Genomic DNA, 26444 nt, shown 5'->3' with positions numbered 1-26444 from the left:
GCAGGATGATGAAACGGGAACTGACCCAAAGGCAGTGTAGTCTTGCGGTTAAAGTCGTCGGCGGTTCAGCCGATCAATCGGTACGGGCTCTGTTCAGGCACGGGCCGGTCATGCTGCACGGAGAGCGAAGATGCTGCCAGTCATCCCAGCCGGAGTCGTTCAAGTCAATGCCCAGCAGGACGTGGTCAAGCCGCGTCCGGATATCGCGCCTGTCACACCGGTGGAACCGAGCGTCAAGGAAAGCGCGGTGGAACTGGATCGCCGACATCATCAGGAGGCTGAACAGATGCAGCGCGACGAGCAGCGTCGGCGTCAGCGGCGCGGCTATACGGCAGAGGAACTGGCCGAAGGCGAAACCGCCGAAGAGGATCAGCAGGCACTCGACGAGCTGCCACGTCAGGGGCTCTGGGTCGATGTACAAGTCTGAAGCAGTATTATTGAGGACACCTGGTAGCCGGAACGCGAGTCAGTCTTATGAGCAGTGAAGTAAAGCTGATCGATTTCAGCGTAGAGCGTGAAAAGCGTATTCACGACATCAAGGACAAGCGCCTTGAGGAGATGCGCCAGGCTTTCGAGCAGGCGTTGCCGCTGGGCAAGCCGAAGAAGAAGGTCAGAGGCAAGTCGAAGAAGCGTCCGTAAAAGCGCCGTTACCCTCTCGCAACATCCCTCCGATACCCCTGTTTTCTTGATCCAGGTCAGCTTGCGTGGCACCTGTGTTCCAAGGCTTTGCGCCTATTGACATCGGTCAATTTTTTATCCGCTCAGCGGAGTAACGTGCAGCCATCGGACAAGCACAACGGTTTGGAGGAAGGTAATCATGTTCGTCGATAATGTGGTGCTCGCCGGGGTTGTCACAGTCGGCCTGATGGTCGTCTTCCTCGGGGGCTTCGGATATTTCATCTGGCGGGATGCGCAAAAGAAGCGCTGATCCGGCTGGTGCAACAGAGCACGCAAGGCATTTGGGCGACTTAGGTCGCCCTTTTTTTCGTTCGCTTTTTCGACAATGGCGGGAAGATCGATGTCCTGGCTGGCCAGGGCGTTCTGCGTCTATCCGAAGCGCAGGCTGTCGCAGGTCGAATTAGCTGAAGGCGTAATCCGACGATCCGACGGTGTAATGCGACCATCCATATCTGACCGCTCAACATCTAATCGCGTCTGGCTGCTCGCCCGTCGGGTCGGTGAAGCGTGACCCGACCTACCCGATAAGATGAACCGCCTGTGGAAGATCTATCGCCCCTTATGTACTGCTTGAAGGGGAACATAGAGTCTCCCACACGTTCGGACGTGCATGTCGTGGGAGCGGTCGGGCGGCGCTCCTCTTCAAGTCACGACGGGCTATCAGCCGAAGCTGATCGGCGGCAGTTCCTTCAGCTCGACGGTTTCCGCGCGGCGCGGCGCCAGCACTTGTGCTTCGCCTTCCACGACCAGTTCATCGTTCTGGTTGAATACGTTGGTTGCGATGCGCACGCGGTTCTTGGGCAGCTTTTCGAGGATCTCGATACGGACGGTGATGGTATCGCCGATCTTCACCGGCCTGACGAAGCTCATCGTCTGGCCCAGGTAGATGGTGCCCGGTCCTGGCAGGGTGCAAGCCACTGCGGCACTGATGAGCGCGCCGCTGAGCATGCCGTGGGCGATACGGTCCTTGAACAGGGTGCCAGCGGCATATTCCGCATCCAGATGCACCGGATTACGGTCACCCGACAGGGCCGCGAACAGCTGGATATCCCGCTCCTCGACGGTTTTTTCGTATTGTGCCGTCTGACCGACTTCCAGAGCGGCATAGGGCGTGTTGCTGATGGTGGTCATCATGTTTCCTCGGGTGTAGGGCCGGATCGCTGCGGGGTGCTGCCTGCCGGTCCGGTAGGGCATGAGCACGCCGAAGCGACCGCAACATATAAGATGGCGGTCGCATTCTAGAGGCATGCTGCGATCTTGTCCTCAGAGCACTGTCGTGCAGGGAGACGAGATTCAGGCGTTCGACCTGTTTGACGAGCCTCCCTTCGCCTGGCTGCCAAGAGGCGCAGCGCCAGCCCTGATGCAAGATTCACGACAGTGATCCAGCTCCCCCGATCAGCCATCAAGCCTTGTTTTGGCGAAGCCGGTCATTCAGGAAGCCAATGACTGTTCTCTTCTTGTTGGTCACTTTATGTCGATTTTCTCTATTCCGGACGCTGTTCGGACAGTTTTAAAGCTGCTAACCTCGCCCCACTTTTTGCCCGTTTTAATGGCGCAAAATTAACAAATCACAACAAAATAGCTGCCATGCGCAGAAAGCTGTCGCTTAGGAGTGGGGTCATGACCGAGAACTTCTGGAAGGATAAGTATCCTGTCGGGGTCGAAAGCGAAATCAATTCCGGCGAATACCAGAACATCCAGGCTGTGCTCAAGCAGTCCTGCGAGCGTTTCGCAGACAAGCCGGCTTTCAGCAACCTCGGCATGACTTTGACCTACGGTGAGCTGTACCGGCTGTCCGGCGAATTCGCCGCCTATCTCCAGCAGCACACCGACCTGCAGCCGGGCGACCGCATTGCCGTCCAGCTGCCCAACCTGCTGCAGTACCCCGTCGTCGTGTTCGGCGCCATGCGTGCTGGCCTAATCGTGGTCAACACCAACCCGCTGTACACCGCGCGCGAGATGGAGCATCAGTTCAACGATTCCGGTGCCAAGGCACTGCTCTGCCTGGCCAATATGGCGCACCTGGCCGAAAGCGTATTGCCCAAGACCGGTATCAGGCACGTCATCATCACCGAAGTCGGCGACATGCTGCCGACCTTCAAGCGCCTGCTGGTCAACGCTGTGATCAAGCATGTGAAAAAGATGGTGCCGCCCTACAGTCTGCCGAAAGCGGTCAAGCTCAACGATGCCCTGGCGCTTGGGCGCGGCAAGGTTCCGCGGGAGGCCAATCCCGACAACGACGACATTGCCGTGTTGCAATACACCGGCGGCACCACCGGTGTGGCCAAGGGCGCGATGCTGACGCACCGCAATATCGTCGCGAACATGCTGCAGTGCCGGGCGCTGATGGGTTCGAACCTGAACGAGGGCAGCGAGATCCTTATCGCGCCGCTGCCGCTTTATCATATCTACGCCTTCACCTTTCATTGCATGGCGATGATGCTGATCGGCAATCACAACATCCTTATCACCAACCCACGCGATCTGCCGTCGATGGTCAAGGACCTGTCGAAGTACCGTTTCACAGGTTTCGTTGGGCTCAATACCCTGTTCGTGGCCCTGTGCAATAACCAGGATTTCCAGAAGCTGGACTTCTCCGGACTCAAGATCACGCTGTCGGGCGGTATGGCGCTGCAGCTGGCCGCTGCCGAGCGCTGGAAGCAGGTTACCGGCTGCGCCATCTGTGAAGGCTATGGCCTGACCGAAACCAGCCCGGCGGCCTCGGTCAACCCGATCGAGCACATCCAGATCGGCACCATCGGCATCCCGGTGCCTTCGACCCGCTTCAAAGTCATCAGCGATGACGGTCAGGACCTGCCGCTGGGCGAGATCGGCGAACTGTGTATCAAGGGTCCACAGGTGATGAAGGGTTACTGGCAGCGGCAGGAAGCCACCGACGAAGTGCTCGACGCTGACGGCTGGTTCAAGACCGGCGACATTGGCCTGATTCAGGAAGACGGCTACATCCGTATTGTCGACCGCAAGAAGGACATGATCCTGGTGTCCGGCTTCAATGTGTATCCCAACGAGCTGGAAGACGTGCTTGCGACCCTGCCGGGTGTGCTGCAATGCGCTGCGATTGGCGTCCCGGACGAGAAATCCGGCGAGGCGATCAAGGTATTCATCGTGGTCAAGCCCGGCGAGAGCCTGACCAGGGAGCAGGTGATGCAGCACATGCATGACAACCTGACCGGCTACAAACGGCCCAAGGCCGTCGAGTTTCGTGACAGCCTGCCGACGACCAACGTCGGCAAGATCCTGCGCCGCGAACTGCGTGACGAGGAGTTGCGCAAGCTCGGCAAGAAGTGACCGCCTATCCGCCGATTCCTGGCGGCACGCAGGCAACCGGCTGAGCCAGCGGCAACCACAGCGCCCCGATAATCATCGGGGCGTTGGCGTTCATGCGGCACGAAAAAGGTACGAGCCGGACCGCCGGTCCGCGTCTGCCTGCAGGTCGGAACAGGGCTGTGAGGCCCGTTCTAGAGGTTTTTCTCCTTGCCAGGGTAAAGAAGCCGTAGCCGCTGCCGACAAGCGTTCCCCGACATCCCGATACCTTCGTCCGCGCCGGTCGATGGTTGCTTTAGGAATAGACGATATGCTTGCGAGCCTGCGCCTCCGAACGAAACTCCTGCTGTTGGCCCTTGGGCCTATCCTGCTGCTGGCGATCCTGCTCAGTGCCATTAGCGTTCAAAGGCTTCAGCTCCTTGCCGAGGAGCAGGAGGCGCAAACACGTGACAGCCTGATCCGGGATCGACAGGCCGAGCTCAAGCACTACGTGGACATCGGCTACAACGCCATCAAGCCGATCTACGAAGCCTCTGCCGCGATGGATCTGGACGCCCGCGCCAAGGCCGTCGCCGTGCTGCAGGAACTGAACTACGGCACGGAAGGCTACTTCTGGGGCTACGACAGCAAGACCTTGCGTATTTTCCAGGGCAACACCGGTGATCGCATCGGCGAGAGCTTCTACGGTTTTCAGGACGCCGAAGGCCGCTACCCCATTCGCGAACTGGTCCGCGCCGGCATGGATGGCAGCCATTACGTTCGCTACAGCTTCCTGCTCGGCGCGGACAAGGTCATCGTGCCCAAGGTGGGCTACTCGTTGCATCTGCCCAAGTGGGACATGGTCTTCGGCACCGCGCTCAACCTCGACGGCGTCGAGCGTGACGTGCAGGCGGCGCGTGCGGAGTTCCAGGCGCGGATCGATGCGCTGGTGATGATCATGCTGGGCTCGGCGGCCGCGCTGCTGGCGCTGATGGGACTGCTGGTGCTGATGATGAGCAACGCATTGCTGCGCCCGCTGCTGCTGATCAAGCGTAACCTCGACGACATGGCTGCCGGCGACGGCGATCTGACCCAGCGCCTGCCGGTTACCAGCACGGATGAGCTGGGTGACCTGGCAGCGTCGTTCAACCGTTTCGTCGAGAAAATCCACGTCCTGGTGCAGCAGGTGGCCGGCACCACCACCCAGCTCGCCGGATTGGTGGGCGCCGTGGCCGAGCAGGCCCATCGTTCCGAGCAGGCCATGGAAAGCCAGCGCCACGAGACCGACCAGGTGGCTACCGCGATCAACGAGATGTCCGCTGCTGCCAGCGAAGTCGCCATGAGTGCCCAGCGTGCCGCCGAGGCCGCGCTCGAGACCGATCAGCAGGGGCTCGCAGCCAAGCGCGTGGTCGACAGCAGTATCGAGCAGATCCACGAGCTGGTCGGCGAATTGCGCGGCAGTGGTGAATCGCTGCAAGGTCTGCAGCAGGATGTGCAGGGTATCGTCGGGGTGCTCGACGTGATCCGCGCCATCGCCGAGCAGACCAACCTGCTGGCGCTCAACGCAGCCATCGAGGCGGCGCGGGCTGGCGAGGCCGGGCGTGGTTTCGCCGTGGTCGCCGACGAGGTGCGCGCGCTGGCCAGCCGCACCCAGCAGAGCACCGGAGAAATTCAGGGCATGATCGACCGTCTGCGGAGCGCTACCAGCCACAGCGTGGCGACCATGCTGCGTACGGGGGAAAAGGGTGAGGCCAGCCAGGCCCAGGCCAATCAGGCCGGCGAGTCGCTGGACGCCATCGCCGCGCTGATCGGCACCATCAACTCGATGAGCGCCCAGATCGCCAGCGCTGCCGAGGAGCAGACCGCCGTGGCCGAAGAGATCAACCGCAGCGTGCACCACATTGCCGATGCCGTTGATGGTGTCGCCAGAGACGCCGCCCAGGGCGCGCACACCTCCCGCGAACTCAACGCGCTGGCGGAAAACCTCCAGCGCGTGGTGGGTCAGTTCCGTATCTGATCCTTGCCGATGGCGCTTCCGGGGCCGAACGCTCGGCCCCGGCAGTATGCGACAATCGCGTCCTTCACGAATTGCCCCACGGCTGTCCATGACCGACGCAACGCCCGCTTTCGACACCCTGTTCAAGAACCTCGACCAAGCCTTCAACGCCGACCGCCATCGCCTGCGCCGGCAGTTGCACGAGCTGCGCAAGAAACCGGACGAGGGCAAACTCGCCCAGTGGCTGGAGCGCTTCCAGACCTCGGCGGCCAAGGTCGAGGCGCGCCGACAGAGCGTGCCCGCCATCCGCTACGATGATGCCTTGCCCATCGCCGCCAAGCGCGACGAGATCAAGGCTGCGCTGGAAAAGCATCAGGTGCTGGTGATCGCCGGTGAAACCGGCTCGGGCAAAACCACTCAACTGCCGAAGATCTGCCTGGAAATCGGTCGCGGCGTACACGGTCTGATCGGCCACACCCAACCGCGCCGGCTGGCCGCGCGCAGCGTTGCCATGCGTGTCGCTGAGGAAATCGGTACGCCGCTGGGCGAGCTGGTGGGCTATCAGGTGCGTTTCGAGGACCAGAGCACCGACAGCACGCTGATCAAACTGATGACCGACGGCATTCTGCTGGCCGAGACCCAGCACGACCGCTTCCTGGAGAAGTACGACACGATCATCGTCGACGAGGCCCACGAGCGCTCGTTGAACATCGACTTCCTGCTGGGCTTCCTCAAGACGCTGCTGCCGCGCCGGCCCGATCTGAAGGTCATCATCACCTCGGCGACCATCGATCTGGAGCGTTTTTCCAAGCATTTTGATAATGCACCGATCATCGAGGTCTCCGGGCGCACCTATCCGGTGGAGACCTGGTATCGACCCTTGGCCGCCGAGACCGACGAGGACGGCAACCGCGTCGAGGACGATCTGACTGTCGATCAGGGCATCCTCGCCGCGCTCGATGAGATCGAGGCTCACGAGCGATCCATCGGCAAGCGCCCCGGAGACGTACTGGTGTTTCTGCCCGGCGAGCGCGAAATTCGCGACGCCGCCGAGGTGCTGCGCAAGGCCAATCTGCGTTTTACCGAGGTGCTGCCGCTGTATGCCCGCCTGAGTCCTGCCGAGCAGCAGCGCATCTTCCGGCCCGCCGCCGGGCGCAAGATCGTGTTGGCCACCAACGTCGCGGAAACTTCGCTGACCGTGCCGGGCATCCGCTACGTGATCGACTCCGGCACCGCGCGCATCAGCCGCTACAGCTACCGCGCCAAGGTTCAGCGCCTGCCCATCGAGGCGGTGTCACAGGCCAGCGCCAACCAGCGCAAGGGCCGTTGCGGGCGGGTCGAGCCGGGTATCTGCATCCGCCTGTACAGCGAGGAGGATTTTCTCTCTCGCCCCGAATTCACCGATCCGGAAATCCTGCGTACCAACCTGGCTGCGGTCATTCTGCAGATGCTCCATCTGCGGCTGGGCGACATTCAGGACTTCCCCTTCATCGAACCGCCGGATGGCAAGGCCATCAGCGACGGCTTCAACCTGTTGCAGGAGCTTTCGGCGGTCAGCCGCGAGAACCAGCTGACGCCGCTCGGTCGGCAACTGGCGCGCCTGCCCATCGACCCACGCCTCGGTCGCATGCTGCTGGAAGCCGCGCAGCAGGGCAGCCTGACGGAGGTGCTGATCGTCGCCAGCGCGCTTTCCGTGCAGGACGTGCGCGAGCGTCCGGCGGATCGCCAGCAGCAGGCCGACCAGGCGCATGCGCAGTGGAAGGACCCTGACTCGGACTTTGCCGCGCTGATCAACCTCTGGCGCGGCTTCGAGGAAAAGCGCCAGGAGCTGGGCTCCGGTGCGCTGCGCAGTTGGTGCCGCAAGAACTTCCTCAACTACCTGCGCCTTCGTGAGTGGCGTGACGCCCACCGGCAGCTGCTGCTGATCGTGCGTGAACTCAAACTTGGCGCGGGCAAGGCCGTGGAAGCTGCTGTGCCTTCACCCGCCAAGGGCCGAAAAGCAAGTGCCGAGCAAATCACGCCGACCACCGATACAAAGGTCAACGTCCTCCTCCGCCAGCAGGCGGAGGCCAGCGAAGCCGCGCAAAAGGCCAAGGGCTACGCCGCCGTGCACAAGGCGATCCTCGCTGGCCTGCTCAGCCAGGTCGGTCACAAGACTGAAGAGGGGGATTTTCTCGGCGCGCGCCAGCGGCGCTTCTGGGTGCACCCGTCCAGCGTCATCGGGCGCAAGAAACCCAGCTGGGTGATGGCCGCCGAACTGGTGGAAACCACCAAGCTGTTCGCACGCATGGTGGCGAAGATCGAGCCGGACTGGATCGAGCCCCTGGCCGGGCACCTGATCAAGAAGAACCACTTCGAGCCGCACTGGGAGAAGAAGCGCGGCCAGGTGGTGGCCTACGAACAGGTCACGCTCTACGGCCTGATCGTGGTCGGCAAGCGCCCGGTGCATTACGGCCCGGTCGACCCGCCCACGGCCCGCGAACTCTTTATTCGCGAGGGATTGGTGCGCGGCGATATCAGCAGCCGCGCCAAAGCACTTGCCGCCAACCGCGAACTGCTGGCGCGCATGGACGAGCTGGAAGCCAAGGCGCGCCGGCGTGACATTCTCGCCGATGAGGAAACCCTGTTCGGTTACTACGACGCGCGACTGCCGGCGGACATCTACCAGACCGCAAGTTTCGACAACTGGTACAAGCGCGAAAGCGTGAACAACCCGCAGTTGCTGATCATGCGTGAGGAAGACGTGCTCGCCCGCGAGGCCAGCGAAATCACCGCCGCACAATACCCCGACCATCTGCGTATCGGCGAGCTGCAACTGCCGCTCGAATACCACTTCGAACCCAACCACCCGCGCGACGGTGTGACCCTGCGTGTGCCCGCGCCGCTGTTGCCGCAACTACGCCGCGAGCGGCTGGACTGGCTGGTACCTGGGCTGATCGAGGCCAAGGCGGTGGCACTGGTGCGCAACCTGCCCAAGGCGATGCGCAAGAACTTCGTGCCGGTGCCGGATTTCGTCGGTGCGGCGCTGGGCAAGATCAGCTTCGGTGATGGTGCGTTGCCCGAGGCGCTCGGTCGCGAATTGCTGCGCATGACCGGCGCCCGTGTAACCGACGAAGCCTGGGCCGAGGCTGCCGCCGGGCTCGATGAGCACCTGAAGATGAACATCGAGGTGGTGGATGCGCGTGGCAAGTTCCTCGGCGAAGGGCGCGATCTGGCCGAGCTCACCGCGCGTTTCAATGAGGCCAGCCAGGCCGCACTGGCCCCGCCGCAGCAGAAAGCCGAGCAGAAGCCGGTGGAGGCCAAGGGCTTCGCCCAGGTGGCGCAAAAGGCCCAGGCGAAGATGGCCGGGCTGTCCATGACCGTCTACCCGGCGTTGGTGGAAGAGGGTGGGGTAGTCAAGGAAGGCCGCTTCCCGACCCAGGCCGAAGCCGACTGGCAGCATCGCCGCGCACTGCAACGCCTGCTGCTGCAGCAACTGGCCGAGCCTGCCAAGTACCTGCGCAGCAAGCTGCCGGGGCTGACCGAGCTGGGCCTGCTGTATCGCGACATGGGCAAGGTCGATGCGCTGGTGGAGGACATCCTGCTGGTCAGCCTGGACAGTTGCATCCTCAACGACGAAACCTGGCTGCCCCGCGACGGCGCCGCCCTGGCCTCGCTTGCTGAGAAAAAGCGCGGTGGCTGGAGTGATCACGCCGGGCGCCTGGCGCGCCTGGTGCTGGAGATCCTCAAACACTGGCACGGCCTGCAGAAGCGCTTCAAGGGCAAGATAGACCTGGCCCAGGCGGTGGCGCTCAACGATATCAAGGCGCAGCTGAGCAACCTCGTCTATCCCGGCTTCGTCCGCGAAACACCCGGCGAATGGCTCAGGGAATATCCGCGTTATCTCAAGGCTATCGAACAGCGCTTCGAGAAGATCGGCGCCCAATTGCAGCGTGATCGGGTATGGTCCGGTGAGCTGGCTGGCTATTGGGAGCAGTACCAGGCCCGCCTGAAAAAGCACCAGCAGGAAGGCAAGCGCGACCCGGAGCTGGTCCAGTACCGCTGGATGCTGGAGGAATACCGCGTCTCGCTCTGGGCGCAGCAGCTCGGGACGAAGATGCCGGTGTCGGACAAGCGCTTGAACAAGCAGTGGGCGCAGGTCGAGCCTTAGCCGGTTGTAGGGCCGAACTCGTTCGGCCAGTGCACTCCGTGCCGAATGAATTCGGCCCTACGGAATATGAGTCGTGGCGGAGCCAGCCCTTGCGGGGATGCCGTAAACCCGTAGGGCCGAACGTGTTCGGCCTGTGCGATCCGTGGACGGCTGAATGCGTAACAAAGACGTTGTGAATCTGGAACCTTGCATGCAAAGCCGTAACAGTCTGCCGGGCGTGGCTAGTTCGATCGGGGCCTCGGTGCTCTTCGCCACGCTGTACTACTACACCTCGCTGCTCGAACCGCTGGATGGCCAGCAGATCTACGGCTGGCGCATCCTGCTCACCGCGCCTTGCCTGGCGTTGCTGCTCCTGGGCTTCGGGCGCTGGGGCGAGGTGCGCCAGATCCTTGCGCGCCTGACCGCCGAGCCGCGGTTATGGCTCGTATTGCCGCTGTCCTCGGCGCTGGTCGGGATGCAGCTCTGGCTGTTCATGTGGGCGCCGATCAATGGCCACGGACTGGACGTTTCCCTTGGCTACTTTCTGCTGCCGCTGACCCTGGTGCTGACCGGGCGGCTGGTCTTCGGCGAGGCGATCAGCCGCTTGCAGCGCCTGGCCTGCGTGCTGGCGGCGATTGGCGTCGGCAACGAGCTGCTGCTGGCCTCGTCGCTGTCCTGGCCGGTGCTGGCGGTCGCCCTCGGCTATCCCTGCTACTTCGCCCTGCGCCGCTGGGTCGGCACCGCCAATCTCGGCGGTCTCTGGCTCGATCTCGTCATCAGCCTGCCGGTCGCCGCCACCTTCGCCCTGGCCGACACCGGCACCCTGCAACAGGTTGTCGCTAGTCCGAAACTGGCCCTGCTGATCGTCGGGCTGGGTACCCTGAGTGCCCTGGCGCTGGCCCTGATGATCATCGCCGGCAAGCTGCTCGATCTCGGTCTGTTCGGCCTGCTCAGCTACGTCGAGCCGGTGCTGCTGGTGGTCGTGGCGCTGCTGCTCGGTGAAAGCATCGCGCCGGATCAATGGCTGACCTACGGCGCGATCTGGCTGGCGATCGTGGTGCTGGTGGTGGAGGGGGTGAGGGCCTTGGGGAGGTCGCGGAGCTAGCTGCCAGTCCGGCCCGCTTTTTCCTCCAGGCGCTGGACGAACCGCTCCAGGTCGATGATCGCGCGGCGATGGGTGCCTTCGCCGATGACCCCGTTTTCGTCCCGGCATTCCACCTTGAACACCAGCGCCTTGCCCTCGATGGCGGTGAGTTCGACGTTCGCCGTGACCTTCATCCCGACCGGCGTCGCGGCGACGTGGCTGACATCGACATGGATGCCCACCGTGCGCTGCGCCGTCGAGAGAAACGGGCGTAGTCCTTCGATGCAGGTCTGCTCGATGAAACCGATCATCATCGCGGTGGCCAGCACCGGCGGCATGTCGGCGAAGCCCGACCAGCTCGGTTCCACCTGGGGAACCGTGTGCCGTTCAGCCACGACGAGGGTTTCGCTGTGGGTCAGCCCCACTGAAAGTGGCGCGGGGTGCAGGTTGCTCATAGTCGTCCAATCCTCATGTTGATGGGCCAGGTGATCGAGTGTCGGGTCGCGGGGTCGCCCCATTGCCTGGCGATGTCGGCGGCGAATCGATGCAGCAGCTCCTCGCGCCCGGCTTCCCTGGCGCTGCGCACCGCCGACCAGGTCGAGATGTAGCCGAGGAACTCTTCGAGGCGCCACTCCAGGTGAATGGCTATCGAAGGGCCTTGCAGCTCGGTAAAGGGAAAGTCGAGGGTCGAGTAGCCGCTGTCCACCAGCTTGCGTTCGGCGGGCCAGTACGGGCCGATCTCGTGCCAGTAGAAACGCTCGAAACGGGCATCCAGTTCGCCGTTCAGACGCAGCACGCCATAGCTGATCAGCGCCAGGAGCGCGTTCGGCGCCCCCACCCGGCGCGCCTCGGCATAGAACCTGGGCAGGTTGAACCAGTGCGCCGCCTGGGCGGCGGTGATCAGGCTGGCGCTGTGGCTCGGGAGCGGCAGGTCTTCGGCCGGGGCGCAGCCATAGTCGATGTTCTCCTGCGGTGCGGCGTGGGCGATCTGGTCCTCGCTTGGATCGAACCCGGCCACCGCGCTGAAATGTGCGGCAAGGTGCTTGGTCAGTTGCCCGTTGCCACAGCCGACATCGACAGCCAGCGCCGTATCGGGAGCCAGCGAGGCCAGGCAGGCCGCAAGTTCCGGCGGATATTCGGGCCTGAAGCGCGCATAGGCCTGCCCACCCTGATCGAACCAGTTCTTCAGTTCCGCGGTGGGGTTATTCATGGTTGGGAAGCTCCGGCTGCGAGGCTTCGCTTGATGTCGATCAGGCGCTGGGAGAACCTCCGCTGCTCCAGGGCGCTTGCCGTATCCGCCAGCACCTGGCGCAGCGGGTGGCCGATTTCCTCTTCGAGCTGCCCGATGACCTCGAAGGTCGCGCTCCAGTGCGCGTCCAGCCTCGCCACCAACTGCTCTCCATTGGGCGTCAGGCGGATAACGCTCTTGCGGCCATCTTCGCAGCGTTGGCGGGAAATCACCCCGTCAGCCTCCATCTGGCCGACTGTCTGGCTGATGGCGCCCTGGGTCAGGCGAGTGTGCGCGGTGATTTCCGTAACCGTCTGCGCGCCCGAGCGGATGGCCCGCAGCACGGGGGTATAACGCGCGCGGTAGTTCAGGCCCATCTGCTGGTAATGCTCCTCGGCGCCAAGCTCTACCAGCTCCGATACGTAACGCAGCAGTTCGCCCAGGCCGGGCTCGTTTTTTCTGTTCATGGCAGCTTCTCCGACACTGGGGCGGCAAATTACATTAGAGCTAATGTAATTTGCAAGCCGGGCTGCTGAACAGGATTGGCTCTGCTGAGGCAGGGGGGAGTGCGGCAAAAATGGGCAAGGTTCCAACGTCGCGTATTCGATGGCGTTTTCACGGCGTACCCGAAAGCCTCAGCGTCCTGATCAGCAGATCGTGCAGGCTGTCCACGGCCTTGGAGCCTTGCGAGGCGCGGCTTCGGTATACCGCGACTTCCATCGGCTCAAGCACTCCCAGGCCCTGGTCGCTGCCGAGGATGTCCAGGTGCGGCGGTGCGCTGCAGCGGGTCAGCGCGGCGATGGCCAGGCCGCTTTCGACCGCCGCGATCTGGCCCGCCAGGCTGGAGCTGTTGTACACCACCTTGTAGCGGCGCCCCTGCAGCGCCAGGGAGCGGATGGCGCTGCGTCTGGCCAGGCTGGTGTCTTCATAGACGGCGATGGGCAGCGGGTCGCGTTGCCAGAGCTGGAACTGGGTGGCGCCGACCCACACCATCGGCTCGTGGAACAACAGGGTGCCGTGACGGGGATGGTCTCGGGAGACCAGTGCCAGATCGAGATCGCCGCGCTCGACGCGGGGGATCAGCGAGGTCGACTGCTCGCAGTCCAGCTCGGTCTCCACTGCCCCGTGGTGGGGTGCGAAGCGCTTGAGCACCGGCGTGAGATAGCGCGCGGCATAGTCATCCGGGACGCCCAGGCGAATGCGCCCGCTCAGCTCCTCTCCGTGGAACGCCGCCTGGGTCTCGGCATGCAGATCGAGCATCCGCCGCGCATAGCCCAACAGCAACTGCCCTTGCGGGGTGAGCTGGTGCTGCCGGGGGCCGCGTATCAGCAGCTGGCAATCCAAGGCGGCCTCGAGCTTTCTGAGCTGCATGCTGACGGCGGATTGGGAGCGGTGCACGTGGGGCGCCGCGCCGGACAGGGAACCCGCATCTACCACGGCGACGAAGCATTTCAACCAGTCGATCTGGAGGTCCTGGAAGGTCATGGGTATGCTCATCCATTTGTTTTGCGAATAGCATACAAGCGAATTATGCGTTTTTCTCGATCTGTGCGCCTGGCGCATAGTGCGACGTTTCAACCGCCCCGAACACAAGGTTGCACATGTCCGACGCCGAAACCCAACTGCATGAATTCGACCGCCGGATGGTCTGGGCCGGCTTCAGGAAACTCGTCCCTCTGTCCGTGTTCGTCACGATATTCGGCGCGGCCTTCGGGCTGGCGGCGGTCCAGACGGGGTTGGAGTCTTCGCTGATCGTGGCGATGAGCACGCTGGTCTTCGCTGGCGCTTCGCAGTTCGCGGCGCTGGAGCTTTGGGGTAATCAGGTCCCGGTGTTCACGCTGGCGATCACCGTGTTTGCGATCAATGCCCGGCATCTGCTGATGGGGGCGACGCTCTATCCGTGGCTGCGCCACCTGCCGCCGCGCAGGCGCTATGGCGTCATGCTGCTGGCCTCGGATGCCAACTGGGCGATGTCCTTGCAGGCGTTCGCGCGCGGCCAGCCGGGCATCGGCATCCTGCTCGGCGGTGGCCTTGCGCTCTGGGTATTCTGGGTGCTGGGCACCTGGCTGGGCGTCCACTTCGGCGGCGTCATCCATGATCCGCGCAGCCTGGGACTGGACATGGTGATGGGCTGCTTCCTGCTGGCCATGCTGGTGGGTGGGGAAAGGAATGTGCGGATTCTGCTGATCTGGGTCGTCGCCGCCTGTGTTTCCTTGCTGGCCTATCGGTATTTGCCGGAGAACAGTCATGTCGTGGCGGGCGCATTGGCGGGCGGCCTGGCAGGCGTGTTCTGGATGGAGAAGACCGATGAGCATTGAGCCGACGGGCTTCGGCGCACTGGTCCTGGTCTTGCTGATGGCGGGGGTGACGCTGGCGACCCGCTGGGGCGGGGTCTACGTGATGGCGTTCGTGCCCATCGGCCAGCGGGTCAGGCGCTTCATCGGCGCCATGTCCGGTTCCGTGCTGGTGGCGCTGCTGGCACCCATGGCGCTCGAAGGGGACAACGGCGCACGGCTGGCGCTGCTGAGCACGGCCATCACCATGCTGCTGCTGAAGAAGCCGCTGCCCGCGATTGCCGCCGGCATTGCGACGGCGGCGCTGTTCCGGCAGTTCTGACAGGTCACTGGCGCTCCTTTATCAGGGCGGGCATCGCCTTCAGGTAGATCAGTTCGCCGATCAGCTCCACCAGGGTCTGGCAGATCACGGCAGCCGCGGCAAGTCCGCGGATGGACTCCGGAAGGGCCAGCGCCAGGGGCAGCACCACCAGTGAATTGCGCGTGGCCGCGCTGAACGCGACGGCCCGGGTCGCCGTCGTGCCCAGGCTGAACAGCCTGGCGCTGAAGGCCCCGAGCGCAGGCGCCAGCATCAGGAATGCGCCGTACACCGGCAGCAGCGGCGCCAGGATTTCGAGCTGTGCCGTTACGGCTCCGATCTGTGATGCGACAACGACGATCAGGACCGTCGCCATCGCCGGTACCGGCAGCCAGGCCCAGCCAGCGCTCCATGAGCGGAGCAGGGCGGAGCGCCGCCCGCCGAATTCCGTAGCCACGGCTGCCAGCAGTGGAATGACGATCAGCAGCACGAAGGCTTCGGCGAAGGGCCGCACATCGATGACCGCAGCGGCCTGCGCGCCGAGCATCACCTGGAGATACAGCGGCAGCAGCAGAAGCTGGAGCAGCAACAGCAGCGGTGTCGCCGCGAGCACCAGGCGCGAATCACCCTTGCCCAGGTGAGTGAAGACCACCACATAGTCGATACAAGGCGTCAGCAGCACCAGCAGTGCGCCGGCCAGCAGGGCCTTGTTCGACGCCAGCGGCAGGGTCAGCAGCCAGACCAGCAGCGGGACCAGCACGAAGTTGGCGAGCAGCAGCGCGCCGAGGAAGCGGCGATTGGCCAAGGGCTGGCGAAGTTCGAGGAAGGGAATCTGCAGGAACATGGCGTACATCAGCACGGCGATCGCCGGTGTGATCGCCGCCGCCGCAAGCCCGGCAAAGGCCGCAGAGTTCAGCCCGGCGATAGCCGCCACGGCCACCGCGACGAAATACAGGCCGATCTGGTTCTGCTCCAGCCAGTCGCGCGACATGATCACCCCCTGATAAACGGGGCGTGATCATACATCGTCTGCGCCGTGGCGGTTGTCGCTGTCAGGCCATCGGCCCCTCGAATACCCACTGCTCCTGCGGAGCGCGGTCGCTGGCCTGTTCGCGTGCCTGCAATGCTTCGGGCAGTGCGCTGGCGTCGCCGCGATAGCCGATGGCGATGAAGGCGTTGATGGCGACGTTGGCCGGTGGCTTGAGGTATTGCCGAGCGCGTTCGGCATCGAAACCGCCCATGGCATGGGTGGCCAGGCCCATGTCGTGAGCCTGCATGGCCAGGTTCATCCAGGCCGCTCCGGCGTCGAAGGCGTGGCTGGAGAAGGGCTTGTCCTCGCCTTCCGTGCCGGTGCGGGTGGTTTGCGACAGCACCGCCACCAGCGCGCCGGCATGCCTGGCCCAGAGCTGGTTGGTCTCTGCCAGCAGGCCGACGAAGTCCTCGAACGGCGGCGTGCCGGCCAGTGCGTAGCAGAAGCGCCAGGGCTGGAAGTTGAGGGCCGAGGGCGTCCAGCGCGCGGCCTCGAACAGCGAATGCATCTGCTCCTGAGTCAGCGCCCGGCCATCGAAGGCGCGTGGCGACCAGCGTGCGGTGAAGGTGGGAGAGATGGGGTGCTGGGCTTGTCTCGCGTTGCTCATGGGGGCTCCTGGCAGCGGTGAAAACGCTGATTTAACACACGAAAGCCACAGGGATGCCAGCCTTGCGGACACCTCGTTGTCGGCCTGCCGGTCCTCGCAATGGTGCTGCGGGGCATCGCCCAAGCCCTAGAGAGCGGTGCCCTTCGTGGGAAGATGGAACAGCGGCATCATCGCACCTTCGTGCTCCAGCAGATGCACCTTCTTGTCGAGGCCGCCGGCATAGCCCGTCAGGCTGCCGTTGTGCCCAACGACCCGGTGGCACGGAATGATGATGGAGATCGGGTTGTGACCCACCGCGCCACCCACAGCCTGGCTGGACATGCTGGGCAGGTTCGTGCGGTTGGCCAGCGACCTGGCCAGCTCGCCGTAGGTAGTGGTCGCGCCATAGGGGATCTCGCACAAGAGCGCCCAGACCGCCTTGCGAAAGGAACTGCCGGAAGGGGCCAGAGGCAATTGAGCGATGGCCGGCTGTTCGCCCGCGAAGTAGCGATCCAGCCACTGTCTCACCTGGTTGAATAGCGGCAGGTCATCCTTCGCGACGAGTTCGCCGGATACGCCGCCGCCGAAATACTTCTGCCCCTCCAGCCAGAGCCCCAGCAGATGCTCGCCGTCGCTTGCCAGGTGCAGGTTGCCGAGGGGAGACGGGTGGATCGTCGAGTACAGCATAACGGTGTCACTCCATGGGGTCGGTGAAGGGATTCCCCCGGGTACTTCATAAGCGTTTCTTGCGCCATCAGGGGCATGCCCAGATAATTCTGTTTCGCGCTTTGGGTGCCCGTCTCGCGTGGCTCGGGCAGCTCATCCCTCAAAAAGGACAGCCATGATCAAGCCTCTGCCGGTCTTTCTGAGAGAGATCGATGATGCCGTCTGGACTGCATACTCCAGTGCTACCGACTACCCTGACGGCTGGATTGTCGAGCCCCATTCGCACAACAAGGATCAGCTGATTCACGCGATTGAAGGCGTCATGGTCGTGTATACCGATCAGTGCCAGTGGTCTGTGCCGCCCAACCGTGGAATCTGGATGCCAAGCGGCCAGGTACACTCGATTCGTTGTGCCGGGCCGTTGAAGATGCGAAGCGTCTTCATCCAGGCGGGCCTGGCGTCAGGCCTGCCTGCGGCAACGACGATCCTGAGCGTTTCTCCCTTGCTCAGCGAACTCATCAAGACATCGGTTGGCATGGCGCTGAGCCAATACGATAACTCACGAGAGTCCCGGATCATGAATCTCATCCTGGACGAGATATCGCTACTGCCCGAGGTGCCTTTGCATCTTCCCCGGCCAGCCGACGCCAGAATCAGGAAAATCTGCGCGGCGCTTATGGCCAGGCCGGACGATGGTTCGACGCTGCGCGATTGGAGTCTGGAGCTGGGGATAGATGAAAGAACCATCCAGCGGCTGTTTCAGAAAGAGACCGGCCTGACGTTCGGCCAATGGCGCCAGCAATTCAGGCTGCTGTTGGCGCTTGAGATGATTGCACGTGGCGACAAGATCATCGATGTCGCGGCGCAGCTCGGCTATGACAGTCCAAGTGCATTTGCCGTGATGTTCAAGAAGCAATTCGGCAAGACCCCGAGCAATTTCTTCAAAGACCCCGGCAACGGAAAGTAGAAGCAAGGCGAGCCGGGCGCGTCTGGCAACCGGCTGCGCTTATTCAATCGAGGTCAGCCCTTCAGAGCATGCGTGCGCGGCAGGAAGGCGGTCATCAAGCCGAGAAGCGGCAGAAACGAGACCAGGTGGTACACCCATACGATGCCGTGGATATCTGCCAGCTCTCCCAGCCCGGCAGCGCCGATTCCCCCGATGCCGAACATCAAGCCGAACATCACGCCGGACACCATTCCCACCCGGCCCGGCACCGCCTCTTGGGCATAGACAACCAGTGCCGCGAAGGCAGAGGACATGACCAGACCAATCAGAATGGCCAGCACGGCAGTCAGCACGGGACCGGCATACGGAAGCGCCAGTGCGAACGGCGCGACCCCCAGGAACGAGAGCCAGATGACCGCCTTGCGACCGATCCGGTCACCCACTGGCCCACCGGCGAAGGTGCCGGCTGCGACCGCTGCCAGGAAGATGAACAGATAGATCTGGCTCTCCTGGACGCTCATGCTGAAGCGCTCGATCAGGTAGAACGTGAAGAAGTTGGTGAAGGCCGCTATGTAGACGAACTTGGCGAACATCAAAAGGGCGATCACCACGATCGCCTGAATCACGCGGGAGCGGCTCAGGCCTGCCGCTTGTTTGCTGGCGAGGCTATTGAGCTTCGCCTGACCGTGGCGGATCGTCCACGCGGTGAGCCTCGACAGCACGAATATCGCCAACGCGGCGGCGAGCATGAACCAGGCAATCGCGTGTTGTCCGTAAGGAATGACGAGAGTGGCCGCCAGCAGAGGGCCGATGGCTGATCCTGTGTTGCCTCCGACCTGGAACGTCGATTGCGCCGTTCCGAACCGGCCACCTGAAGCCAGCCGTGCAACCCTCGAAGCTTCCGGGTGGAACGTCGCAGAACCAACACCTACGACCGCGGCAGCCACCAGGAGCATCTCGTAGCTGCCGGCAAAAGCGAGCAGCGCAATACCGATGAAGGTCACCACCATGCCCGAAGGGAGCAGATATGGCTTGGGATGCCTGTCGGTGTACATCCCGATCCATGGCTGCAGCAGCGAGGCCGTGATCTGGTAGACCAGCGCGAGCCAGCCGATCTGCGCGAAACTGAGCGAGAACTGGGTTTTCAGCATCGGATACACGGATGGCAGCACCGCCTGGATGAGGTCGTTCAGCAGGTGCGAGAAGGCCGCCGCCCCGACCACCGGAAGTAGAAACGGGTGGGCCTGGCCGGGTGATGAGGTGTCCTGTGGAACAGGCGCGGCAGAGGCGAGTTCGGCTGTATTGGTCGTTGTCATATGCAAGGCTTCGAATCGATTTTCATGGGCCTGGCCAGCCCTGGTGGGCTGCCATGCGAGGAGGGTTGCGGCAGGAGCGGTCGAGGCACGCACAAGCTTAAGTTCGCCTGCGATGCCTGGCTCGCTTGATTCGGGCGCAAGTCGTCGCGTATAGGGCATTTGCCTTGTCGTTCGCCCGAATGATCAGGCGAAGGTGTGCGTTTCGCTGCGGGTCTTGCCCCAGGTCAGCGAGGGCCGGGCATGAATCATCGACCGGCGGGTTACTGGTCCAGGCCTTCATTACCCCTTCGGTCAGCCACTTGCACAGCATGGCGGTGGCTGCACTGTCACTGCTGGCTCGCGAGCGCTCACTGGCGGTCGGGCGTTGTATCGTCTGCCATGATTTTTGCGATGGCCGCGCCGGGAAGTGCTTCGGTCGCATAGGTGAACGAGCCGGACGTCAGCACCTCTTCGGCTGCGCGCATCAAACCGGCGAATGCGGCGCGTGCCATCGAACCGCCGACGCTGATGCGGCGAACGCCGGCATCTTGGAGTTCCGACACTGAATAGAGCGGCCCCCTGAGTCCCATGACCACGTTCACCGGCTTGTCCACGGCCTGGCACACGGTTCTGATCGCTTCGAGATCGGGCAGCCCTGGCGCGTAGAGCACGTGCGCTCCGGCTTCGGCGAAGGCTTGAAGCCGCTTGATCGTGTCGTCCAGGCTCTCCCGCCCGTAAAGGTAGTTCTCGGTTCTTGCCGTCAATACGAAGGGCAGATCGCGCGCGGCTTCGGCGGCGGCCCGGACACGCTCCACGGCATGGGCAAACTCGTAGATCGGGGCAGCGGGATCGCCGGTTGCATCCTCGATGGAGCCGCCCACCAGTCCGATCGAAGACGCCATGCGAATGGTCTGCGCGCAGGTGTCGGCTGCTGCCCCGAAGCCATCCCCCAGATCGGCGGATACCGGCAGATGTGTCGCGCCGACGATTTCGGCGGCGTTTGCCAGTATCTCGTCCCGCCCGAGCCCCGTGAGCGAGTCCCGCTTGCCTTTTGAGAAGGCATATCCCGCACTCGTGGTGGCGAGTGCTTCAAAACCAAGGCTGGTCAGAAGCCGGGTCGAGCCCGCGTCCCAGGGATTCGGGATGACGAAGGCTCCGCTTCTACAGTGCAGTTCCTTGAACCGCTCGAATTTCCGTTGCTGATCGGACATTCTTTCCTCTCACTGTTTTTGCCGGTTGAGCGGGCGCGTGCTGGGCGCGATCATCGCACTGGCATGGCTCAAGGCGAAGCCGGCAAGATCGGCCTGGATGGCGCGTTCACTATAGGTCTGTCGCGTCAGCCCGGGAAAAGACCAGCCGGCTCCTGCTCCACTGTTCGCGCTGACGTTCGCGTCCTGACATCCGAAGCCTAGCAGCGATCGACTTCTCGCAACTGCGCTACAGTTTCGAGGATTTCCTGAATAACTACGGGGCCGAAAAGGGGACGATAGCACCCGCCGAAACCTTGACCCACCTCCTGGATCGCACCCATGGATAGTTTCCACCTGCTCCTTGCCTTCATTGCCGCTGCCTCACTGCTCACGGTTACACCTGGCGTGGATACCGCCATCGTGCTGCGCACGGCGACGGTGGAGGGACGAGGGCAGGCGATCATGGCCTCGATGGGCATCGTGTTCGGCTGTCTGATCTGGGGTGCAGCGGTGTCTCTCGGGCTTGGCGCGCTGCTGCATGCGTCCGAGGTGGCCTATGCCGTGGTCAAGTTTGCCGGAGCCGGCTATCTGATCTGGCTGGGTTTCAGGTTGCTGTTCAAGCCGCGCACGGAGTTCGCTCCCGCGCCTGGCAAAGCGCCTTCCTTACGGGGCGGCGAGGCGTTCTGGCGCGGGTTGCTCACTAATCTGCTCAACCCCAAGATCGGCGTGTTCTATGTCACCTTTCTTCCCCAGTTCGTCCCCCCTGGTGCCAGCGTAGCCGGCTATTCCTTTTTTCTGGCTTGCGTTCACGTGGTGCTGACACTTGCCTGGTTCGGCGTGCTGATCGCTGCCACGGTTCCCTTGGGCAGGTTCTTGCGCCGGCCCAGCCTGATGAAGGCGCTGGACCGGGTGACGGGGGGCGTTCTCGTCGCGTTCGGAGTCAGGCTTGCGGGGTCGACTGCATCTTGATTGCTGCAAGCATCATTGGATGCTGTTTTCTGCGGCAGCGATAGTCTGCAGAAGGCGGTAACGACTTGTACGCTTCACAGCCTCAGCAACCGTCCGTCGGTTTTGCGGCTGCTTTCACTCTTGCAAACCCGTGCCCCAGCTTGTGATAGCCTAGTGCTATTAATGCATTGGCATTTTCAATGCATCATCCAGGTGCCTGCCACCTAGAATACCGCCGCTTACTCGCAGTCGCTCCGTTCGGGGCTTGGATTCAGAGACGTATGTACCAGATATACAGCTGTATCGCCGACCTTCATCATCCGGGGTTGGTGTTCATGGCTGCGCTGTTATGCCTGCTGGGCACCTTCATCACCATGCGGCTGTATCGCCGCGCACAACATACACAAGGTGTGCAGAAGGCCGGCTGGTGCGTGCTCGGTGCCGGTACGGCGGGGGCGACCATCTGGTCGACGCACTTCGTCGCCATGCTGGGCTATCGCCCTGGCCTTCCCATCGAACTGGACCCGGCACTGACCTCGCTGTCGCTGCTGGTGGCCATGCTCGGCGCCTCGGTGGGGCTGCTGATAGCCATGCTGAGCAAATGGCGGTTGGCGCCGGCCTACGGTGGCGGGCTGTTCGGGCTGAGTATTTCGGCGATGCACTACCTGGGCATGCTGGCCTATCGCGTGCAGGGGCTGGTGGTATGGGAGATGACCTATGTCGTTGCGTCGATCCTCCTGGCGATGGGGCTCGCTGCGCTGGCATTCCACCTTGCGCACCGTCAGCGCAGCGGCTGGCTGCCCGCGCTGGTGCTCAGCCTGGCGACGGTGTCGTTGCATTTCACGGGAATGACCGGTTTCGGCGTGTCACCGTTGCTGATCGAGCATGAACTGACCAATCCGCCGGCTATCCAGGCGCTGGCCTTCGCCGTGGCTGGCGTGACGCTGCTGATTTTCGGGGCCGGGCTGGCGAGCTATCTGATCGACGACAGCGTGCGGCTGGAGTCGGTCAAGCGTCTGCACTACCTGGCTATGAACGATGCCCTCACGGGCCTGCCCAACCGCGAGAGTTTTAACCGTCATCTGGAACACGAGCTGGCCCGTGCGCAGATCTCCGGGGGCCAGGTCGGACTGCTGTACATCGACCTGGATGGCTTCAAGGCTGTGAACGACCTGCACGGCCATGCCGCCGGTGACGAGGTGCTGGGGCTGCTCGGCCAGCGCCTCAAGGTCTTCAATGATGAGCGTGTCTGTCTGGCACGCCTCTCGGGCGATGAGTTCGCGACGGTGCTGCGGATGCAGGGCACCGAGGAGCTGAGCCTGCTGGTCGAGAAGCTGCAGGATGTGATCAATCAACCCATGCCTACCTCGTTCGGGCTGTTCAATCTGGGCGCCAGCCTGGGCGGCGCGGTTTACCCGCAGGACGCCGATACCAAGGAAACCCTGCTTGGCAATGCCGATCTGGCGATGTACCGGGCCAAGGGTGAACTGGGCCAGCAGGTGTGTTTCTACGAGCCGGAGATGGATGAACAGGTGCGCCTGCGCCAGTCGCTGGCCAGCGAGTTGCGTGTCGCCATCGAACAGGATCAGTTGCAGGTGCACTATCAGCAGCAGATCGATATTACTACCGGGCGCATCCGTGGCTACGAGGCGCTGCTGCGCTGGCAGCATCCGGTCCGGGGGAATATTCCGCCGAGTGAATTCATCCCCCTCGCCGAGCGTGATACCACCATTCTCAACCTCGGCGAATGGGTGCTGCGCAAGGCCTGTCGGGATGCCGTGCGCTGGGCGCACCCCTGTGGCGTGGCGGTCAACCTTTCGCCCATGCAGTTCATCCATGACGACCTGCCGAGCCTGGTGCAGCGCATCCTCGACGAGACCGGGTTGCCCCCCGCACGCCTGGAGCTCGAACTGACCGAGTCGAGCATCTTCGCCGACCGGGACAAGGCGCTGGCCATGCTCACGCAGATCAAGGCGATGGGCGTCAGCATTGCCCTGGACGATTTCGGCACCGGCTATTCCTCGCTGGATATCCTGCGTGCCTTCCCGTTCGACAAGATCAAGACCGACCGCTCCTTCATGCCCACCATCGAGGAAAATCCGCAGGCGCGCGCGATCATTTCCGCCGTGCTGGCCCTGGGGCGCAGCCTGGATATTCCCGTGCTGGCCGAAGGCATCGAAACGCCTGGCCAGCTGGAACTGCTGCGCGGCATGGGCTGCGCCGCAGTGCAGGGTTTCTACCTGGGCAGGCCCAAGCCGCTGACGGCGCTGGTCGAGGCGGGGCAGATTGCGTTGCTGGGGGCAGGGCAGCCTGCCTGACTCCAGGGCGTCAGGTCAGGCGATACGCTTCGTCGCTGCGCCGGTTCAGGCCAATGCTCGCAGCCATATCAGCAAAATCCGCCTGCCGGACAAGGGTTGCGGCGACGACAAGCAATGGCGTGAGCCATCTTCGCCAATCTCCAGGCGCCGTCGGCACGCCGTTGTTCAGAACATCTCGCACCAGAGCCAGATGCCAGCAGAGCGAGGTCTTCTACGTGTCAAATAGCCGAGCTGCTGCCGCATAAGTGAGCGCCGTTCAAGCACGCAAGCTTTGTTGGCGCTTACGTGCTGCGATACCGCGCATCGCCAAAAAGGAACCAAGGCATAAGCCCCTGATTCAACTCCTTCATCACTTCGGTCGATTCATGAGTGCTCTTGAGTACCTCATGAACCCTCGCGAATCCAGCCAAAGGTGGCTCAGACCGATTGGCGCATTTACTTGAAACTCCAAGACAGTTCATCTGTGAGGCTTACCGCTATGACGAAGCATCTTTCCGAGCTGAAGGGTAAAACGGTAGTTGTCGTTGGAGCGTCCAGTGGATTTGGCCGAGGTTCGGCACTCAGGCTGGGCGAGCTCGGGGCGAACGTTGTCCTCGCTGCGCGTCGTGAGGCAGCCCTCGATGACCTCGTGAAGCAAATCGAAACCGTGGGTGGCTGCGCAGTGGCTGTACCAGCGGACGTCAGCAATGCCCGTGATGTCGAGCGGGTGGCCCGTTTAGCCGTGGAGCGCTTCGGTACGATAGATGTCTGGATCAATAACGTAGGCGTCGGTGCGTTGGGCTTTTTCTGGGACATTCCTATCGAAGACCACGCGCGGCTCATCGATGTAAACCTGAAGGGACTGATCTTTGGCGCCCATGCGGCGTTAATGCGTTTCCGTGCCCAAGGATTCGGCACGTTGATCAACGTCGGTTCAATCGACAGCGAAGTCCCCTTGGCTTATCAAGCGTCCTATGCCGCTTCGAAAGCCGCAGTGCTCAGCCTGAGCCGTACTCTTAACGAAGAGTTGCGTTTGAGCGGCAGTGAGCACATCAAGGTCGCGACCATCATGCCGTGGGCTGTCGATACTCCCTGGTGGCTGCATGCAGCGAATTACAGTGGCCATGCGCCACGAATGGCTGCCATGGATGATCCTGAGTTGGTCGTTCAGGCCATTATTCACGCCTGTGTCGATCCTCAGGAAGAGACGCTGGTTGGCTGGAAAGCAAACGCGTCAAACCTGTCACACCATCTCTTTCCTGACCTGACTGAGCGTCTTTCAGCCAATATCGCCGCCCATGAGGTTCAGAAGGCACAGCCTATGCCTGCAACGTAACCGCTCCATAAACCCCACCTTCAACTGACCTGTCCGTTCCCGGATGCTGGGCTCCCTGTTTTCCCCAGTGGAGCCCCGTCATGATGCGTCCCGACGCCAAGGTGCAGAAGGTCTACCTTTACCCAAAGCCCGTCGATTTTCGCAAATCCATCAACGGCCTGGCCGCGCTGGTCGAGCTGGATATCAAGGTGGAAATGTTCAACCCAGTGCTGTTCGTGTTCCTCAACCGTACCCGTAGTCAGGTCAAGATCCTCTACTGGGAGCGCAATGGTTTCTGTCTGTGGCTCAAGCGCCTGGAAGCCGAGCGTTTCCAGACCAAGCCCGATGCCGGCGACGAGGCCATCGAACTGACGGTCGACGAACTGAACTGGCTGCTCGACGGTATCGACCTGTGGCGTAATCGGCCGCACCAGGTTCTGACACCGCGTTTTGTGGCCTGAGCCGGTATAATCCGCGCCATGAAATTTGGCGCTGACTCCCTTCCCGACGATCTCGTCCTGCTCAAAGCTCTGATTCTGCAATTGCAGGAAGAGAACGCCCTGTTGCGCCACAAACTCTTTTCGCCAAAGTCCGAGCGCAGCCCTGAAGAGGCCGACTCGCCGCAGTTGGCCATGTTCAACGAGGCCGAAGAGCTGAGCGAAGAGCCGGCCGCTACACCAAGCGATGCCGAAGCCGAAGCCGAAGAGGTCATTGCATCGGTCAAGTGTCGCGGCAAGCGTAAGCCACTGCCGGCCAGCCTGCCGCGCGTTGAGGTCATCCATGATCTGCCCGACCACGAACTGACCTGCGCCTGCGGTGCCTGCAAACAAGTCATCGGTGAAGAGACCAGCGAGCAGCTGGAGATCATCCCGATGCAAGTGCGGGTGATCCGCCATATCCGCAAGACCTACGCCTGCAAGGTCTGCGAAGCTGCGCCGGTCACCGCCGACAAACCGGCGCAACTGATCGAGAAAAGCCTGGCCAGCCCCAGCGTGCTGGCGATGCTGCTGACTACCAAGTACGCCGACGGCATCCCGCTATACCGCTTCGAGAAGATGCTCAGCCGCCACGGCGTCGACATCCCACGCCAGACCCTGGCGCGCTGGGTGATCCAGAGTGGCGAGTTGTTACAGCCGCTACTCAACCTGATGCGCGACAAGCTGCTGGAGCACCCGGTGTTGCACTGCGACGAAACCCGCC

25 protein-coding genes are annotated in these 26444 nt (G+C 62.8%); 15 read left to right on the top strand and 10 right to left on the bottom strand.

Annotated elements, in window-relative coordinates:
- Nucleotides 1–130: 130 nt before the first annotated feature.
- The 3 genes from G7020_RS07760 to ccoM all read left to right on the top strand — a co-directional run bounded on the left by G7020_RS07760 (nucleotide 131) and on the right by ccoM (nucleotide 928).
- Entirely contained in the window at nucleotides 131–427 is a 297-nt protein-coding gene (locus G7020_RS07760) for an aspartate-semialdehyde dehydrogenase (protein WP_181083419.1), read from the top strand.
- Between the two features lie 47 nt (nucleotides 428–474).
- A complete protein-coding gene (locus G7020_RS07755; RefSeq protein WP_181083417.1) occupies nucleotides 475–639 on the top strand; it encodes a hypothetical protein in 165 nt (54 codons plus the stop codon).
- A 178-nt stretch (nucleotides 640–817) separates the two neighbouring features.
- Complete coding sequence (ccoM, locus tag G7020_RS24270; RefSeq protein WP_037023259.1) at nucleotides 818–928, top strand: cytochrome c oxidase subunit CcoM; 111 nt, start codon at nucleotides 818–820, stop codon at nucleotides 926–928.
- Nucleotides 929–1338: 410 nt separating this feature from the next.
- Here ccoM and G7020_RS07750 read toward each other — a convergent pair whose 3' ends face one another.
- Complete coding sequence (locus G7020_RS07750) at nucleotides 1339–1809, bottom strand: MaoC family dehydratase (RefSeq protein WP_181083605.1); 471 nt, start codon at nucleotides 1807–1809, stop codon at nucleotides 1339–1341.
- A 489-nt stretch (nucleotides 1810–2298) separates the two neighbouring features.
- Here G7020_RS07750 and fadD1 point away from each other — a divergent pair, with 489 nt between their 5' ends.
- The 4 genes from fadD1 to rarD all read left to right on the top strand — a co-directional run bounded on the left by fadD1 (nucleotide 2299) and on the right by rarD (nucleotide 11172).
- Nucleotides 2299–3987, top strand: coding sequence for a long-chain-fatty-acid--CoA ligase FadD1 (gene fadD1, locus G7020_RS07745; protein ID WP_181083415.1), 1689 nt, complete (start codon nucleotides 2299–2301; stop codon nucleotides 3985–3987).
- Nucleotides 3988–4273: 286 nt separating this feature from the next.
- On the top strand, nucleotides 4274–5959 hold the full coding sequence (locus tag G7020_RS07740) for a methyl-accepting chemotaxis protein (RefSeq protein ID WP_181083413.1): 1686 nt from the start codon (nucleotides 4274–4276) through the stop codon (nucleotides 5957–5959).
- 88 nt (nucleotides 5960–6047) lie between these two features.
- The gene (gene hrpA, locus G7020_RS07735; RefSeq protein WP_181083411.1) at nucleotides 6048–10088 is read left to right on the top strand and encodes an ATP-dependent RNA helicase HrpA; all 4041 of its coding nucleotides are present in this window, start codon (nucleotides 6048–6050) and stop codon (nucleotides 10086–10088) included.
- Between the two features lie 190 nt (nucleotides 10089–10278).
- A complete protein-coding gene (gene rarD, locus G7020_RS07730) occupies nucleotides 10279–11172 on the top strand; it encodes an EamA family transporter RarD (protein ID WP_181083409.1) in 894 nt (297 codons plus the stop codon).
- Here rarD and G7020_RS07725 read toward each other — a convergent pair.
- The 4 genes from G7020_RS07725 to G7020_RS07710 all read right to left on the bottom strand — a co-directional run bounded on the left by G7020_RS07725 (nucleotide 11169) and on the right by G7020_RS07710 (nucleotide 13864).
- Entirely contained in the window at nucleotides 11169–11606 is a 438-nt protein-coding gene (locus tag G7020_RS07725) for a thioesterase family protein (RefSeq protein ID WP_181083407.1), read from the bottom strand. The genes rarD and G7020_RS07725 overlap by 4 nt on opposite strands.
- A complete protein-coding gene (locus tag G7020_RS07720; RefSeq protein WP_181083405.1) occupies nucleotides 11603–12361 on the bottom strand; it encodes a class I SAM-dependent methyltransferase in 759 nt (252 codons plus the stop codon). Before G7020_RS07720 ends, G7020_RS07725 begins: the two co-directional genes overlap by 4 nt.
- Nucleotides 12358–12846: a MarR family winged helix-turn-helix transcriptional regulator gene (locus G7020_RS07715; RefSeq protein WP_181083403.1), complete on the bottom strand. Its 489-nt coding sequence runs from the start codon at nucleotides 12844–12846 to the stop codon at nucleotides 12358–12360. Before G7020_RS07715 ends, G7020_RS07720 begins: the two co-directional genes overlap by 4 nt.
- Before the next feature lie 148 nt (nucleotides 12847–12994).
- The gene (locus G7020_RS07710; protein WP_181083401.1) at nucleotides 12995–13864 is read right to left on the bottom strand and encodes a LysR family transcriptional regulator; all 870 of its coding nucleotides are present in this window, start codon (nucleotides 13862–13864) and stop codon (nucleotides 12995–12997) included.
- Between the two features lie 116 nt (nucleotides 13865–13980).
- Here G7020_RS07710 and G7020_RS07705 point away from each other — a divergent pair, with 116 nt between their 5' ends.
- Together G7020_RS07705 and G7020_RS07700 are read left to right on the top strand one after the other, a co-directional pair.
- A complete protein-coding gene (locus tag G7020_RS07705; protein ID WP_181083399.1) occupies nucleotides 13981–14697 on the top strand; it encodes an AzlC family ABC transporter permease in 717 nt (238 codons plus the stop codon).
- Nucleotides 14687–14995, top strand: coding sequence for an AzlD family protein (locus G7020_RS07700; RefSeq protein ID WP_181083397.1), 309 nt, complete (start codon nucleotides 14687–14689; stop codon nucleotides 14993–14995). Before G7020_RS07705 ends, G7020_RS07700 begins: the two co-directional genes overlap by 11 nt.
- A gap of 4 nt (nucleotides 14996–14999) precedes the next feature.
- On the opposite strand, the gene G7020_RS07695 is transcribed toward G7020_RS07700, so the two are convergent.
- The 3 genes from G7020_RS07695 to G7020_RS07685 form a co-directional block, all read right to left on the bottom strand.
- Nucleotides 15000–15962 (bottom strand): arsenic resistance protein, encoded by a 963-nt coding sequence (locus G7020_RS07695; protein WP_181083395.1) that lies wholly within the window; start codon nucleotides 15960–15962, stop codon nucleotides 15000–15002.
- Between the two features lie 61 nt (nucleotides 15963–16023).
- A complete protein-coding gene (locus tag G7020_RS07690) occupies nucleotides 16024–16608 on the bottom strand; it encodes a nitroreductase family protein (RefSeq protein ID WP_181083393.1) in 585 nt (194 codons plus the stop codon).
- A gap of 126 nt (nucleotides 16609–16734) precedes the next feature.
- A complete protein-coding gene (locus tag G7020_RS07685) occupies nucleotides 16735–17274 on the bottom strand; it encodes a methylated-DNA--[protein]-cysteine S-methyltransferase (protein ID WP_181083391.1) in 540 nt (179 codons plus the stop codon).
- 154 nt (nucleotides 17275–17428) lie between these two features.
- Between G7020_RS07685 and G7020_RS07680 the strand changes: the two genes are divergently transcribed.
- Nucleotides 17429–18220: an AraC family transcriptional regulator gene (locus G7020_RS07680; protein ID WP_181083389.1), complete on the top strand. Its 792-nt coding sequence runs from the start codon at nucleotides 17429–17431 to the stop codon at nucleotides 18218–18220.
- Nucleotides 18221–18273: 53 nt separating this feature from the next.
- On the opposite strand, the gene G7020_RS07675 is transcribed toward G7020_RS07680, so the two are convergent.
- Nucleotides 18274–19515, bottom strand: coding sequence for an MFS transporter (locus G7020_RS07675; protein ID WP_181083387.1), 1242 nt, complete (start codon nucleotides 19513–19515; stop codon nucleotides 18274–18276).
- Between the two features lie 347 nt (nucleotides 19516–19862).
- Nucleotides 19863–20705 (bottom strand): isocitrate lyase/PEP mutase family protein, encoded by an 843-nt coding sequence (locus G7020_RS07670; RefSeq protein WP_181083385.1) that lies wholly within the window; start codon nucleotides 20703–20705, stop codon nucleotides 19863–19865.
- Nucleotides 20706–21023: 318 nt separating this feature from the next.
- Here G7020_RS07670 and G7020_RS07665 point away from each other — a divergent pair, with 318 nt between their 5' ends.
- The 5 genes from G7020_RS07665 to G7020_RS07645 all read left to right on the top strand — a co-directional run.
- Entirely contained in the window at nucleotides 21024–21653 is a 630-nt protein-coding gene (locus G7020_RS07665; RefSeq protein ID WP_181083383.1) for a LysE family translocator, read from the top strand.
- Nucleotides 21654–21913: 260 nt separating this feature from the next.
- A complete protein-coding gene (locus G7020_RS07660) occupies nucleotides 21914–23950 on the top strand; it encodes a putative bifunctional diguanylate cyclase/phosphodiesterase (RefSeq protein WP_181083382.1) in 2037 nt (678 codons plus the stop codon).
- A 478-nt stretch (nucleotides 23951–24428) separates the two neighbouring features.
- A complete protein-coding gene (locus G7020_RS07655; RefSeq protein ID WP_181083380.1) occupies nucleotides 24429–25265 on the top strand; it encodes an SDR family NAD(P)-dependent oxidoreductase in 837 nt (278 codons plus the stop codon).
- An 80-nt stretch (nucleotides 25266–25345) separates the two neighbouring features.
- The gene (gene tnpB / locus G7020_RS07650) at nucleotides 25346–25705 is read left to right on the top strand and encodes an IS66 family insertion sequence element accessory protein TnpB (protein WP_041013891.1); all 360 of its coding nucleotides are present in this window, start codon (nucleotides 25346–25348) and stop codon (nucleotides 25703–25705) included.
- Between the two features lie 18 nt (nucleotides 25706–25723).
- On the top strand, nucleotides 25724–26444 hold a 721-nt coding region (locus G7020_RS07645), incomplete at its 3' end, for an IS66 family transposase (RefSeq protein ID WP_181083377.1).

The sequence above is a fragment of the Stutzerimonas stutzeri genome (genome assembly GCF_013522825.1).
GTDB classification, from domain to species: domain Bacteria; phylum Pseudomonadota; class Gammaproteobacteria; order Pseudomonadales; family Pseudomonadaceae; genus Stutzerimonas; species Stutzerimonas stutzeri_AK.
The sequence above is the reverse complement of the archived record's forward strand: the minus strand, read 5'-3'. Positions and strand labels throughout refer to the sequence as shown.